Annotated in this window: 17 protein-coding genes; 7 read left to right on the forward strand and 10 right to left on the reverse strand. The window is 62.6% G+C overall.

The annotated features are described in order from the left end of the window. Positions 1 to 90: 90 nt before the first annotated feature. Positions 91 to 1,494 (reverse strand): carotenoid oxygenase family protein, encoded by a 1,404-nt coding sequence (locus RX328_RS19465; RefSeq protein WP_213246105.1) that lies wholly within the window; start codon positions 1,492 to 1,494, stop codon positions 91 to 93. 111 nt (positions 1,495 to 1,605) lie between these two features. On the opposite strand from RX328_RS19465, the gene RX328_RS19470 reads away from it, so the two are divergent. Next, entirely contained in the window at positions 1,606 to 2,340 is a 735-nt protein-coding gene (locus RX328_RS19470; RefSeq protein ID WP_213246103.1) for a TetR/AcrR family transcriptional regulator, read from the forward strand. Between the two features lie 71 nt (positions 2,341 to 2,411). Here RX328_RS19470 and RX328_RS19475 read toward each other — a convergent pair whose 3' ends face one another. Then, positions 2,412 to 2,744, reverse strand: a complete 333-nt coding sequence (locus RX328_RS19475) for a hypothetical protein (protein ID WP_213246101.1) — start codon at positions 2,742 to 2,744, stop codon at positions 2,412 to 2,414. Positions 2,745 to 2,851: 107 nt separating this feature from the next. Continuing rightward, positions 2,852 to 3,400, reverse strand: coding sequence for a hypothetical protein (locus RX328_RS19480; protein ID WP_249726015.1), 549 nt, complete (start codon positions 3,398 to 3,400; stop codon positions 2,852 to 2,854). Between the two features lie 212 nt (positions 3,401 to 3,612). Here RX328_RS19480 and RX328_RS19485 point away from each other — a divergent pair, with 212 nt between their 5' ends. After that, on the forward strand, positions 3,613 to 4,296 hold the full coding sequence (locus RX328_RS19485; protein WP_213246097.1) for an SET domain-containing protein: 684 nt from the start codon (positions 3,613 to 3,615) through the stop codon (positions 4,294 to 4,296). Between the two features lie 76 nt (positions 4,297 to 4,372). Here RX328_RS19485 and RX328_RS19490 read toward each other — a convergent pair whose 3' ends face one another. The 3 genes from RX328_RS19490 to RX328_RS19500 form a co-directional block, all read right to left on the reverse strand. Beyond that, positions 4,373 to 4,882, reverse strand: a complete 510-nt coding sequence (locus RX328_RS19490; RefSeq protein WP_317258783.1) for a class I SAM-dependent methyltransferase — start codon at positions 4,880 to 4,882, stop codon at positions 4,373 to 4,375. 170 nt (positions 4,883 to 5,052) lie between these two features. After that, on the reverse strand, positions 5,053 to 5,343 hold the full coding sequence (locus tag RX328_RS19495) for a DUF6522 family protein (RefSeq protein WP_213246093.1): 291 nt from the start codon (positions 5,341 to 5,343) through the stop codon (positions 5,053 to 5,055). A 29-nt stretch (positions 5,344 to 5,372) separates the two neighbouring features. Next, complete coding sequence (locus RX328_RS19500) at positions 5,373 to 5,801, reverse strand: RrF2 family transcriptional regulator (protein WP_213246091.1); 429 nt, start codon at positions 5,799 to 5,801, stop codon at positions 5,373 to 5,375. A gap of 84 nt (positions 5,802 to 5,885) precedes the next feature. Between RX328_RS19500 and RX328_RS19505 the strand changes: the two genes are divergently transcribed. After that, a complete protein-coding gene (locus RX328_RS19505; protein WP_213246089.1) occupies positions 5,886 to 6,356 on the forward strand; it encodes a group III truncated hemoglobin in 471 nt (156 codons plus the stop codon). Then, a complete protein-coding gene (locus RX328_RS19510; RefSeq protein ID WP_283772321.1) occupies positions 6,356 to 6,490 on the forward strand; it encodes a hypothetical protein in 135 nt (44 codons plus the stop codon). Before RX328_RS19505 ends, RX328_RS19510 begins: the two co-directional genes overlap by 1 nt. A 138-nt stretch (positions 6,491 to 6,628) precedes the next feature. Here RX328_RS19510 and RX328_RS19515 read toward each other — a convergent pair whose 3' ends face one another. Continuing rightward, a complete protein-coding gene (locus RX328_RS19515) occupies positions 6,629 to 7,027 on the reverse strand; it encodes a hypothetical protein (protein ID WP_213246088.1) in 399 nt (132 codons plus the stop codon). Positions 7,028 to 7,067: 40 nt separating this feature from the next. Beyond that, the gene (locus tag RX328_RS19520) at positions 7,068 to 7,289 is read right to left on the reverse strand and encodes a hypothetical protein (protein WP_213246086.1); all 222 of its coding nucleotides are present in this window, start codon (positions 7,287 to 7,289) and stop codon (positions 7,068 to 7,070) included. A gap of 100 nt (positions 7,290 to 7,389) precedes the next feature. On the opposite strand from RX328_RS19520, the gene RX328_RS19525 reads away from it, so the two are divergent. The 3 genes from RX328_RS19525 to RX328_RS19535 all read left to right on the forward strand — a co-directional run bounded on the left by RX328_RS19525 (position 7,390) and on the right by RX328_RS19535 (position 9,903). Then, entirely contained in the window at positions 7,390 to 8,211 is an 822-nt protein-coding gene (locus tag RX328_RS19525) for a helix-turn-helix domain-containing protein (protein ID WP_213246084.1), read from the forward strand. Positions 8,212 to 8,469: 258 nt separating this feature from the next. Then, positions 8,470 to 9,135, forward strand: coding sequence for a DsbA family oxidoreductase (locus RX328_RS19530; RefSeq protein ID WP_213246082.1), 666 nt, complete (start codon positions 8,470 to 8,472; stop codon positions 9,133 to 9,135). Positions 9,136 to 9,264: 129 nt separating this feature from the next. Beyond that, positions 9,265 to 9,903, forward strand: coding sequence for an NIPSNAP family protein (locus tag RX328_RS19535; protein ID WP_213246080.1), 639 nt, complete (start codon positions 9,265 to 9,267; stop codon positions 9,901 to 9,903). Positions 9,904 to 9,993: 90 nt separating this feature from the next. On the opposite strand, the gene RX328_RS19540 is transcribed toward RX328_RS19535, so the two are convergent. Both RX328_RS19540 and RX328_RS19545 read right to left on the reverse strand, forming a co-directional pair. Further along, entirely contained in the window at positions 9,994 to 10,938 is a 945-nt protein-coding gene (locus tag RX328_RS19540) for a cupin-like domain-containing protein (protein WP_213246078.1), read from the reverse strand. Next, entirely contained in the window at positions 10,939 to 12,135 is a 1,197-nt protein-coding gene (locus tag RX328_RS19545; RefSeq protein ID WP_213246076.1) for a GNAT family N-acetyltransferase, read from the reverse strand. It abuts the gene before it with no gap. Positions 12,136 to 12,283: the final 148 nt, after the last annotated feature.

A 12,283-nucleotide genomic window follows, 5' to 3' on the forward strand; every position in this document is an offset into this window, starting at 1 on the left:
AGCGTGATCGTGATGCCGCCGACTCGGCCGACGCTTGCAACGTAGGGCGCGACAACGTCGCGCCCCGGCATCGCGGAGGCTATAGCGCGCTTAGGCCGCGCCAACCCAATTGCCGTGGATGCCGTCGGGGACACGATGTCCGAGCTTCACTAGTGCCACCGGTCCGGCTTCGACATCGGTGGCATGGAATACCGCGAGGTCGCTGCGGTTTTCGCGGGCGCGCCAGACCACCGACATCAGCCAGCCGTCACCCTCGCTGGCGTCATCGCCGCGTGGGACGAACACTGCTTCCGAGATCGTATCGCCGGCGGGCAGCAGGTACTGGCCAAGGCGCGATCCATTGCCGTCGACATGTACCAGGCCCGACAATCCGCCTGAAGTCGGCAGGTCGGGATTGGCGCAGGCGTACCATCCATGCCGGTTGGCTGAACCGACGCTTCGATCGCAGACGCGCGGGAATTCGCCGGTAATGTCGTCGAGCCAGGTTTGCGTGAAGCGATCGGTATTCGCCGAGAGATCGAAGGTCCAGCGGCACAGCCGGGCGCGCGACTTGGCGGGATCGGTGGGCGTGCCGTCGGGATGGGTGAACAGCGGCGGCTCCTCGTACTGCATGACGTCGGCAATGATGCGGTCGCCGTCCTCCCACGCGTTCATGACGTGGAAGACGTAGCAGCACTCGGCGCGAAACCAGACGATGTCCTTGGCGGAGCCGTTGCGCTTCATGACTCCGACATAGGCGCCCTTGTCCGGCTCCCAGGCATAGGGCGGCCGGCCCGTCATGGCGCGCTCGATGCTCCCGGTGAGCGGCAGGATCGGAAACAGCAGATGATTTTTGGTGACGATGAAGTCGTGCACCATGCTGGCATAGGGGGCCTCGAAGCGATCGAAGCGCGTTACCACGCCGGCGGCATTGACAGAGCCGAAGGAGAGGGCGGGGGTGAGGGGGCCTGCGGCGTTGTAGCCGAAGAACACCATCTCGCCGGTGACGGGATCGATCTTGGGATGCGCCGTGAACGGTCCAGAGATGCCTTTGCCATAATCGCAATAGCCGAGCCGGTTGAGCGTGCCGGGCTCGATCTCGGTCGGCAAATGGCCTTCCTCAAGCGCCAGCAGGCGACCGCCATGAAAGATGATGTTGGTATTGGCTACGCCGCCGTCTTGCGTAACTGAGGCAGGTGTATCTGGCAGCCTGCGGCCGAAGCCGCCGAACAGCGCGCGGCCAGCGTCGTGCTCTGCCAGCCATTTCGGGGTGCGGACCCAGCGATTGCGATAGCTGGCGCGGCCGTTCTCCAGATGGAAGGCGTGCAGCATGCCGTCGCCGACGAACCAGTGGGCGCCAGGCGCATCGAACTGCGGGTTGGGGCCGTTGCGATAGAGCGTGCCGTTGAGCTCGCGCGGCAATTCGCCGGTCACCTTGAGATTTGGCGCGTCGCATTCCATCGGGATCGGCGCCAGATTGGTCCGGGCCATCTCGGTCGTCACCTGGTCGAGCATTACGTTTCCTCCGGCTTTATCTTTACATCGTAAAGATATCAGTAGGGATGCCGCGAGCCGCCGTCAAGCAAAATCTTTACAGTGTAAAAATTGTGATTATAAGGGACTCGCATGGCAAGAACATCGCGAGAAACCAGAACGATCCGCCCGCCCGCAAAGCGCAGGGCGGCGAAACCAGTGGCGGAGAGGCCGGCCAGCCGGCGTCGTCGTCCGGCCGGCGAGACCCCATATCATCACGGCGATCTGCACGACGCCTTGCTCGCCGCGGCGGAGCGGGTGCTGGAACGCGACGGGCTGTCGGGCTTGACGCTGCGGGCGGTTGCGCGCGAGGCCGGCGTGTCGCATGCGGCGCCGACCCATCATTTCGGCGATCTCACCGGGCTGTTGAGCGAACTCGCCGCCATCGGATTCCGGCGGTTCAACGAGGCGATGACCGCGGCGGGCAACACCGAAACGCAGCCGCTGATGAAGGCGATGGCGCGCGCCAAGGCCTATGTTGCCTATGCGCAGGCGCGTCCCGGCATGTACGGGCTGATGTTCCGGACCGAGCGGCTCGACATGACGCGGCCCTCGCTGCACGAGGCGGCTACGGCCTCATTCCAAGGACTGGCCACCGCTGTGAGCCTCAGCCGCAACGAGAAACTCGCCGGCGAAGCGCTGGAGACTTTGTCGCTCGACCACGCCGCCGCGATCGCACGCGCGTGGTCGCTGGTGCACGGCTTCACCACGCTGCTGCTTGACGGAAGGCTCAAGGACATCCTGCACCGGCTGCCCGAGGGGACTGGCGTCGACCAGCTTCTGGATGCGATGCTGCGTTCGACAGTGCCGCGGCCGCCGGGGGCATAGGACGGCGGCGCTCTGCGGGAGTTCGCAGGCGGAATGGAGCTGCGCGGCGACGGTTGCGGCTGGCGTCCCGCTCAGCAACCCCTGCAAATTTTGGTTTGCCGCGCGAGCCTTGCGTCGGCTTCCGCGTCTTCGTTGGGCTGTCGCGTCCACTCGTCGTAGCGCGCTTTGGTGTCCGATCTGGGCGGGGCTTCGTTCAGGGGGCCGAGAATGATCTCGCGATTGCGGGCGGTTCTCCGTTTAGGGCGCTTGTCCTCGCCTGGCCCGTCATTTGCCGACGGCGGTTCACCCAACCCGTCCCAGGCGATCGGCGCGCCCGCCATCTGCGTCGAGCAGCCAGTTCCGGAGGCGCAGCAGCCGGAGAGGACGATGCCGACGATGAGGAGTGCCAGGAGTTTTATGTGCATCGCTGCCCCGGGTGGTGCGTGAAATAACTAGGTTTGACAAGGTTCAACCACTCAAGCCTGAAGCTTTGACGTTAATGCGGCAAGAAAGCGCCGGACTGCATCTACCATCACGGCCTTGCCAATTCCACCGCGCGGCCGCGCTCGCCAATCACCTTCACTTCGTCCTTGCCGCACTTGAAATCACGCGCAAATTCGTCCGCGGCCTGGCGCGCGAGCTCGTTGGCATTGCGGTTGGCCTGGCCATCGATATAGGCGACGTGGCAGACCGGCCCCGGCGGCAATCGCGTCACCGCGAGCATCGGTTTCGTGATCGGGCTTCCGGTCTTGTCCAGGTCGTTGTTATCGGCGATCAGCCAGCGCTGAATGATCGCGAACGGCCTGCCATCGACCGCCCGCCATTCGACGGTGTGGCTGGTCGAATTGAAGGGGCCGAACCAAGCCTCCGCGGCCGGCTCCTTAGCGGCGGCCTCGCGGTTTCGCCCGACCGAGACGGTTTCACGCAGGTCGCCCTCGCTGATCAGTACCACCAGCCCCGATTTGCCGGGGCAGACCTGCGTCGTGCTGCCGTCAGACTCGGGCTTGCCGACCGTGTGGCAGTCCTTCGGCGCGGTCGACGTGTAGCTACTGCCAAAAGTCTGGGCGTTCGCCGGCGACATCAGGCCAGACAACAGAGCTGCGGCCGATGCGATCAATTGTGCGGAACGTTTCATCCTGCCACTCATTTCTTCTGGAACCTCGAAGATCAGACATGTGCAATCTGGGGAAGGTTCACGGAAACGTCGCGAAATACCTGACATTCGGTTGGAATCGTCCTAGAAGGGCGGCTTCTTAATTCCTCGTTTTGCAAGCGTGCAGTCATCCAGTCGTCATGCCCTCTATTCCCTCAAATAAACCCTATCGCGTCGGCCGCTCCCGCACCGGACTTGGCCTTTTCGCCACCAAGCCGATCAAGAAGGGCACCAAGATCATCCGCTATTTCGGGCCGCTTCTTGATTCGAAGAAGAAAGAAGAAGACGCGATCGAGAACAAATATTTGTTCGAACTGAACGACCGCTGGACCATCGACGGCTCGGTGCGCAAGAACATCGCCCGCTATATCAACCATTCCTGCCGGCCGAACGCCGAATCCGACGTCAAGCCCCGTAAACGCAAGGTGTTCATCCGTGCCATCAAGGACATCGAGCCGGGCGAGGAGATCAACTACGATTACGGCACCGATTATTTCAAAGCCTATCTGAAGCCGATCGGCTGCAAATGCGCAGCCTGCGAGAAGAAGCGCAAGAAGAAGCGTGCCGAAGCGCGGGCGGAGAAGGCGCGGCTGAAGGCGAAGGCCGAGCGCAAAGCGCTGAAGCAGGCGGAAAAATTGGCCAAGGCCGACGCGAAGCTGAAGGATAAATTGAAGGCGAAGGCTGAGCAGAAATCGAAAAAGCTCAATGGCCATTCGCTCAATGGTAAGCATCTGAACGGCAACAGCCGCGCCAGGGTTGCCGGCAAGAAGCCCGCCGGCCGGAAACAGCCGCCCTCCGCGCCAGCGCCGGCCCTCCAGGCATAGGGCTGCTTCGCCCTGATTGAATCCGAGCAAGGCTCTCGCCCTTTGTTTCGACGCGCTTCTTCAGGAGCGCCGGGGCTCACTTAGCGCGAAAATGACCCGCAACGTCTGCCTTCACGAACGCCAGGTTTGTCCATGTGATGCCGGCAGCGCGATTTCTCTCCTGGTGGGATTCAGAAGCCACATTCAAGACACAGTGCAAGCCGTGCGCCTGCGCAAACGCGATAGTCTCCTCGGCGGGGATTTCAAACATCCGCCGCGCGGGCGATACGGGCCCATGCCGGATCGTCATGGCGATAGTGCCGCCCGACCCAATCAGCGAGGCCAGATTCGGCATCGCATATTGACGCTGGGTTTGGTCGAGATGCATCCACACCGCAGTCAGCATCACGAGATCAAACGTCTCGCCGCGTGCCCGCAGGCGGACCAGATCGGGCAGGCTGTCGTCGAACCATTCGATCAGGGGAGAGGGATGCAGCGCCATCGCGGGGATACGCAGGGCATCGGTAGGCTCGACGGCGATAACACGATGCCCGAAGGTTGCGAACCAGGCCGCGTCCCGTCCAGTTCCTGAACCGATATCGAGCACGCGGGCCGGGGCTCTCGGTATCAGATGCAGGACATGGCGGTGATTTTCAGCCGCCCGAACGCTTTCGTAGCGCTGGAACAACTGTTCGGCTTCGCTGGCATATCCTTCCGTGCCGCTGACTTGTGCTGATGTCATCTGTTTCCTGCACAGCTTTCTGAGCGTGCGGCGGTTTATCCGCCAGGCTTGCGTACTGATTTCGGTAACGACGAATCGCCGAAGTCGACCGCCGATCGTTGAACGATAGTGCCTGTTTCGTCGACCACGATGCGAAACCGCCGATGAGCGGACAGGAAGGTCAGCCGATGCCGGCCAAAGTCGGCATCGATGCCGCGCTCGGCAAAGCTCGTGATCTTGCCCGCCCGCATCTCCTTCTGAAGGGCCGGCAGCGCAAGGCCGAGGCCTTCGGCGACGATCGCGGCATCGATCCGCACGATGCCATTCTCGAATTCGATCGGTTTCATGTTCAAGTCCTGATGCTTCGGTGCGGGCCTCACGCGGTCACCGGACTGCGTCTGGGCTGCGCGGGGTAGGCGCATTCCGCCAGCGTCGTGGCGTCGAGCTCGCGCATGAAAGCTTCGCGGGCGGCGGCCAGCTTCGCTTTCAGCCGGCAGCGCGGCTTTAGCACGCAATTACCGCCATCCTCACGAAAACATTCGACCAGCGGCGGCCCTTCCAGCGCGCGAACCACCTCGCCGATGGTGATCGACTGGGCCGGGCGGGCCAGCATGAAGCCGCCGCCGCCGCCGCGCTGGGTTGAGATAAAGCCGCTATCGGCGAGATCGCGCACTACCTTGGCCAGATGGTTGCGGGATATGCCGAACTCGGCCGCAATTTCATTGGTGGCAAAGGAACGGCCGGGTTCGCCCGCCAGCCGCATCAGGGCGCGCAAGGCAAAATCCGTGAACGACGTCAGGCGCATGGAGCCCCTCTCAAAAGGTCTGCTTGCAATTCATCTATAGCCGTCTAAATAGGTATTGAAATACCTATTTTAAGGGCAGGCGAAATGGAAGCGATCGTGGCAGGGCCGGAGCGGCGCGAACGGCTCACGGCCGAGATCATGCAACGAACCGGAATTGACGAGTCGATGATCGAGCGCCTGGTGCGCGGCTTCTACGCCAAAGTCCGCGAGGACGCGGTGCTGGGGCCGATCTTCGACGCGCGTATCAAGGACTGGGAGCCGCATTTGCAGCAGATGTGCGCATTCTGGTCGTCCGTCGCGCTGATGACCGGCCGCTATCACGGCACGCCAATGGCCAAGCATATGCTACTGTCGGTCGATGCCGCGCATTTCGACCGCTGGCTTGTCCTATTCGAGGCCACCGCGCGCGAGATCTGCCCGCCGGAGGCGGAAGCGCATTTCGTGGAACGGGCGCGGCGGATTGCAGCGAGCCTCGAGCTTGGCATTGCCGGCGCCAACGGCGTCATGCTCGCAAACGGTGAAAGATTTCGACGCAATGAGGCAGGAGCAGTGTGATGGCTTATGGTGCACATGTCGTGACGAACAAAGAACAGGCCAACCCGTACTCGGGCAGCAGCCTGGTGCCGATGCTGGTCATCGGGCTGGTGCTGACTTTTGCCGGAATGATCGCGGCGGTGATTTTGAGTTGAGGCTTATCCCCGTCATTGCGAGGAGCGCAAGCGACGAAGCAACCCATCTATCCCCGCGTGGAGGCATGGATTGCTTCGCGGAGCCTGTCATCGGGCGCGCATTCGCGCGACCCGTTGGCTAGCAATGACGGGTGTGGCCTAAGCGGCGATCACACCGCCACTCTTGCGCAGCCCAATATACTGCAACTCGGCAAACACGCCGGTTGCAATCGCCTGCGCCACGATGAAGACCTGACCGAGCAGGTTCGGCGACACCGCGCCGGAGAACAGCAGCGCGATGCTGCCCAGCGTCCAGGCCGCATTACCGATGATCACGAACAACACTAGCGCCTTCATCAACGTCGACCTAGTCGCCAACCAGCCGACCAGCGCCGTATAGGCGATCAGGAACAGGCCAGTTTCGCGCAGCAAGACTTCGGGCAGGTTGAGGAACGGCGCGAGCGCGCCGGCGCCGGCCGTCAGCGCCACCGCAGCGACGCCGCTGAAGATGGCGTCGGCGAGCAGGGCGCGGCTCAGGAAGGTGGACGGATGGATCATGACGTTCTCCTTTGCTTGGGGTGGATTCTTAAGGGCAGGGTCAGTGTTGCAGCAGTGACCGGAGCTGACGCATCAGCCGCACCGGGCAGATCGCCTTGCCGACCTTGTTCTCGATCGTCCGCACCTGCATGAACACGAAGACACCGGTGTCGTGCACCAGGGGCTCGGGCATGTTCAGGGAGCGTGCCACGAGCCAGGTGACCAGATTGCGCACCCAGGGGATCATGGCGGTGACAAAGCGGAACAGCGACAGCATCAGCATGGGTCATCTCCTGTGCTCCCAAGATGAGCCAGTTCGTGACCCGTTTCGATTACCTTGAACGTAATGGAATGGGCGAAATTCGCATGGTAGGTTTTCCAACATGAACGCACATGCTGCCACGGCGCGAGCCGAACGAACCCACCCCCTCCATATTGGCGATCACTTGCGCGAATGGCGCCAGCGCCGCCATCTGAGCCAGCTCGATTTGGCCAGCGATGCTGAAATATCCGCGCGTCACCTCAGTTTTGTCGAAACCGGCCGCGCCGCGCCATCGCGGGAAATGGTGCTCAAGCTTGCCGAGCGATTGGAGGTCCCCTTGCGTGAACGCAACGTGCTCCTGGTCGCGGCGGGTTTTGCTCCGGCCTTTCCGCAACGCTCGCTGGACGATCCGGCGCTCAAATCCGCCCGGCAGGCGATCGACCTGGTGCTGAAGGCCCACGAGCCCAATCCAGCGCTGGCCTATGACCGGCGCTGGAATCTGGTGACGGCCAACCGCATGGTGGCGCCGCTGCTCGAAGGTGTGCCGCCGCATCTGCTGGGGCAGCCCTTAAATATTATGCGGCTCGCCTTTCATCCCGAGGGGCTCGCGCCGCGCACGGTCAACCTCGCCGAATGGAGCGCGCATTTGCTGGAGCGGCTGCATCGCCAGTGCGAGGCAACGGCCGATCCCGAACTGCTGAAGCTATATCAGGAGCTGAAAGCCTATCGGATGCCGGCGCGCTCGGGGCCGATCTCGGCCGACAATGTCGCTATTCCCTTCAAGCTGCGCCACAATGGCGATGTGCTGAGCTTCATCTCGACCACCATGGTGTTCGGCACGCCGGTCGACATCACACTGCAGGAGTTAGCGCTAGAAACGTTTTTCCCCGCCGACGATCTGACTGCCGAGCGGATGCGGAAAATGGCGGCGAAGCTGCCGTAGGTGGGTGGAGCGAAGCGATACCCATCATTTTGAGACCGGCACGGTTGCTGGGTTTCGCTTCGCTCTACCATCCTACATTGTGCGGTCGGCTGGGGGAGTCGCCGATTTGCGCCGTCGTCAGCGCCGTGGTCGCGCTGCTCTGCAGCATATCGGGCGATAACCGCAGAGGTGAAGTGATACGAGACATGCGGCGATTGCCCTTGTCTCCTCGTCGGATCGGACTACCTTCCGGGCTTCATTTAGCGAAGGACGACCCCGATGAGCACCCTCAAACCTCTCAAGATCGACATCGTCTCCGACGTGGTCTGCCCCTGGTGCTACATCGGCAAACGCCGGATCGAGAATGCGCTGGCGCTGGTGCCGGACGTTCCCGTCGAAGTGCGCTGGCGGCCGTTCTTCCTCAATTCCTGGGTGCCGCGCGAGGGCATCAGCCGCGACGAATATCTCACCGCAAAATTCGGCTCGGTCGAGGCCTACAAGGGCATTGCCGGCCGCGTCGTCGCTGCCGCGGGCGAGGAGGGACTGACCTACCGGCCCGAACTCGTAAAGCGCCAGCCCAACACCATCGATTGCCATCGCCTGATCCATTGGGCGGAAGCGCTGGGCAAGGCAGCCGAAATGAAGCAGCGCCTGATGGAATTGTATTTTCGCGATGGCGGCGATCTGACGGACGTGAACGTACTGGTACAGGCCGCGGCCGATGTCGGCCTCGATTCCGACGACGTCCGCAAACGGCTTGCAACCGATGAGGACGTCGCACTGATCTCCGGCCAGGCTCAGGAAGCATCCGACAAAGGCATCTCGGGCGTCCCCACTTTCGTGTTCGCGCAGAAATATGCCGTCTCCGGCGCCCAGCCGGCCGAGCAACTCGCCCGCGCGATCCGGCAGGTTTCCGGCGAAATCAACGCGCAGGCGGCGGAGTAGCCGAGGAGTTTTCTCCCTCACCCCGCTCTTGCGGGGAGAGGGTCGGGGCCTCTCTCCGCACAGCGCAGTGTAGCGTTTGGCAGGAGTGCTGCCCCAAACAACAAACAGCAAAAAACTTGGGGAGGCATCATGATCTACGAACTGCGCACCTACACCGTAAAGCCCGGCACGCTTGGCGACATAATCAAGGCCGCGAGCACCGTGTCGCGCGAAATCCGCAAGGACGATTACGGCAAGCTCGAAGGCTACTGGTCGACCGAGATCGGTCCGCTCAACCAGGTCCTGCACATGTGGAGCTACAACAGTTTCGACGAGCGCGCCCGGTTGCGCGCCGAGCTTGCGAAAAACCCGCGCTGGACCGGCGAGTACGTACCGCTGATCCGCCCCTTGCTGGTTCGTCAGGACGTTCGCCTGATGAACGCGGTGAGGCCTCCGGTGGCCCCGGCATCGACCGGCAATGTCTATGAACTGCGCAATTACCGCGCCAAAGCGGCTGGCGGCCTGAAGCAATGGCTCGATGCGTTCACCGCTGTGCTGCCGGAGCGCGAAAAATACTCAAAGATCGTCGGCCTCTGGACGACCGAAGCGGGCCAGCCGAACGAAGCCTGCCACATCTGGGCTTATCCCAGCCTGAACGCGCGCGCCGAAGCGCGCGGGAACGCGATGAAGGATCCGGCGTGGCAGGAATTTCTCGGGAAGGGTCCAGGATTCCTCGAGGAGATGCATTCGACCATCATGTTGCCGGCGCCGCACTCGCCGTTGCAGTGAGGCGATGAAGTAGCCCGGATGGAGCGAAGCGCAATCCGGCACCCGGGATTCCCGGGTTACGCTTCCGCTTCACCCGGGCTACGGGCGCGGCTACGCCCCCTTCAAATAATAATTCGCGCGTTTCCCGAGCGCGATCCGCCGCAGCACACGTCGCATCGCCATCGAGGCGCGCAGCGGTCTGATTGCGGTCGTCACGGTGCGATAGAACGCAAGCTTCAGCGCGTCGAGCACTGGCTGTTTGCCCGGCGGCTGCTGCGGCAGACCGATGCTGCGCAGCATCGAATTGAAGAAGTGCAGATCGTTCAGTCGCCGCACTTCGCGCGTCTTCCAGGTGATCGCCATCGAGATCGAGAACGAACCTGCGGTGCGCACCCAGTGCGGCCATTGATACGGCACATAGCAGCCGTCGCCTGCGAACAGGTGGAATTCCTTGCCCCGTGGCGCAATGCTCTCGTCATATTTCAGATTGCGATGCTTGGTCATCGAGCGCTCGATCTCGTCGTCGGAGACGATCGAACGGTCGGTGTTGTTGAAGATCGTGAAGAATTTTTCGCCGTGGATGTGTACGAAGAAATTGTCTTCGCTGTCGAGATGAAATGGCGTGGTCGAATTCGGCGAGGACACGAACAGGAACCCCTCGACCTGCTCGAAACTAGCATCAGCCAAGCTGTTGAAGCCACGGGCACGGGCGACCGACAGCAGCGTATCCTCCAGCAGCGCCCGATATTCCGGCGAATTCTCGACGCGCTTGAGCACCATCCAGGCGCCGGCCGTCTCAATGCTTTTCACGACTTCGACGGGGTCGAGGTTGACGGTCGGAATCGCGTCCGGATTCTGGCTGATCGCGACCTTGCCGGAATTATATTCGATCAGGTCGCGCGGCAGCTCGGAAGCCAATTGCGCGATGCGTGGCAGCGTCAGCAGCGGATGGCCAGCGAGCTTGTGGCGGATCGCGAACGGTTTTAGCGGAAAGTCGCGGCGGAGCGCGTCATGGTCGGCCGTAATGACGGGTGCGATGGCGGTGAGCGTATTCATTTAGGATTTCTCCTGCCGTGCTCTGATAAAATGAACGATGTGGCGTGCCGGTTCACGGATCGTGCCGCGCAAGCGGAGCGCAACGCGAATCAACGCCACGACCGGATCGTTCCGCCGCAGCGGAATCAACACGTCGCCGATCGCAAGGCGTCCGCGCCAGATCGGGTTGATCATGGGATGGTCGGGATTTGCGGTGGAATCCACCATGGCAATGGCTGGATCGGCGCAAAGATGCTGCGTCAGCTCCAGCGTCAGTTGCACGCCCGGCGAAAACTTCGCAAAGCGCTCATCGACGCCGAGCTTGAAATAGAAGGCGCGATCCTGATGGCGCAGCACGATCGCTGTCGCCACCGGCGCCTCGCCGGCACGCAAGGTCACGATCTCGCACTGGCCGGTTCCAGCCAGCTCCGAAGAGGCGCGGCGGATGAACGCCGCATCGCCTTCGTCCTGGCCGAGCGCGGTGCCACGCTGGCCCTTCCAGCCGCTGGCCTCCAGCTCCAGGAATGTTTCGACGGCGGCAGCGATCTCAGCGGGCGTCCGCGCCACGTCGAAGTGGACGGCGCCGTGTTCGGCGAGGCGATTGCGCTGGCGGCGCAGCTCTTTCAGTTTCTTTGCGCCGAGCGCGTCGCGCAGTACTGTATCGGCGTCACCAGTGGCATCGAGGCAGGCGCGGATATGCGACTGCAGCACCAGCGGCTGCATGCCGCCGCGATGCAGCACCTCGGTAAAGGCCTTCATGGCTGCGCCATCGAGCGAGGTGGCGCGGAAAATCAGCGCATGCGCGCCGGCCCGCCGGGCCCGGCGCAGGATGCTTGTGACGGCTTCTTCCGCCATGTCGCGATCGAGCAGCGGCGTGCAAAGCGTGCCGTAGGGATCGGCGCTCACCAGAGCGGGGAGCGGGATCTTATAGGCGCGCCACATCGAGATCACGGGCACGAGGCCGATCAACGTGGATGCATCGCGCCACGCGCCGAGCGCGGCGGCGTTCATGCGCCCCCGCGCCGAAGCATTCACCGCCAATTCCCATTCGGGCAAGTAATAGCCGTTCGGCTCGGCGGCACCTTCGGTGAGCGCGCGCCACTGGGTCGCGGAGACGCCGGTAAGCGGCGTCAGTGCCTCGCCAATGTCTGGCGCGCGAGCGTTAATTTCATTGCTCGATGCTCGGCGCACCGTCGATGTATCGGTAATATCGGCCACTTCCCCGAATCCCCGTTCGCGATTTTTGTACGGGCGACACCTTGAGAGCGTCGTTGGTTCATCGCGTTCACGGGGCGACGCTAGTGCAAAGAGGTGGAAAATAGCGTTGTTACGACGCTCGGATTTGAGGTGTCGCGTTAACCGATCG

The sequence above is a fragment of the Bradyrhizobium sp. sBnM-33 genome, assembly GCF_032917945.1.
Taxonomy (GTDB): domain Bacteria; phylum Pseudomonadota; class Alphaproteobacteria; order Rhizobiales; family Xanthobacteraceae; genus Bradyrhizobium.

Coding starts and splice junctions, on each gene's coding strand:
- RX328_RS19465 (WP_213246105.1), bottom strand. CDS start 1,494: ATGCTCGACCAGGTGACGACCGAGATGGCCCGGACCAATCTGGCGCCG.
- RX328_RS19470 (WP_213246103.1), top strand. CDS start 1,606: ATGGCAAGAACATCGCGAGAAACCAGAACGATCCGCCCGCCCGCAAAG.
- RX328_RS19475 (WP_213246101.1), bottom strand. CDS start 2,744: ATGCACATAAAACTCCTGGCACTCCTCATCGTCGGCATCGTCCTCTCC.
- RX328_RS19480 (WP_249726015.1), bottom strand. CDS start 3,400: ATGTCGCCGGCGAACGCCCAGACTTTTGGCAGTAGCTACACGTCGACC.
- RX328_RS19485 (WP_213246097.1), top strand. CDS start 3,613: ATGCCCTCTATTCCCTCAAATAAACCCTATCGCGTCGGCCGCTCCCGC.
- RX328_RS19495 (WP_213246093.1), bottom strand. CDS start 5,343: ATGAAACCGATCGAATTCGAGAATGGCATCGTGCGGATCGATGCCGCG.
- RX328_RS19500 (WP_213246091.1), bottom strand. CDS start 5,801: ATGCGCCTGACGTCGTTCACGGATTTTGCCTTGCGCGCCCTGATGCGG.
- RX328_RS19505 (WP_213246089.1), top strand. CDS start 5,886: ATGGAAGCGATCGTGGCAGGGCCGGAGCGGCGCGAACGGCTCACGGCC.
- RX328_RS19510 (WP_283772321.1), top strand. CDS start 6,356: ATGGCTTATGGTGCACATGTCGTGACGAACAAAGAACAGGCCAACCCG.
- RX328_RS19515 (WP_213246088.1), bottom strand. CDS start 7,027: ATGATCCATCCGTCCACCTTCCTGAGCCGCGCCCTGCTCGCCGACGCC.
- RX328_RS19520 (WP_213246086.1), bottom strand. CDS start 7,289: ATGCTGATGCTGTCGCTGTTCCGCTTTGTCACCGCCATGATCCCCTGG.
- RX328_RS19525 (WP_213246084.1), top strand. CDS start 7,390: ATGAACGCACATGCTGCCACGGCGCGAGCCGAACGAACCCACCCCCTC.
- RX328_RS19530 (WP_213246082.1), top strand. CDS start 8,470: ATGAGCACCCTCAAACCTCTCAAGATCGACATCGTCTCCGACGTGGTC.
- RX328_RS19535 (WP_213246080.1), top strand. CDS start 9,265: ATGATCTACGAACTGCGCACCTACACCGTAAAGCCCGGCACGCTTGGC.
- RX328_RS19540 (WP_213246078.1), bottom strand. CDS start 10,938: ATGAATACGCTCACCGCCATCGCACCCGTCATTACGGCCGACCATGAC.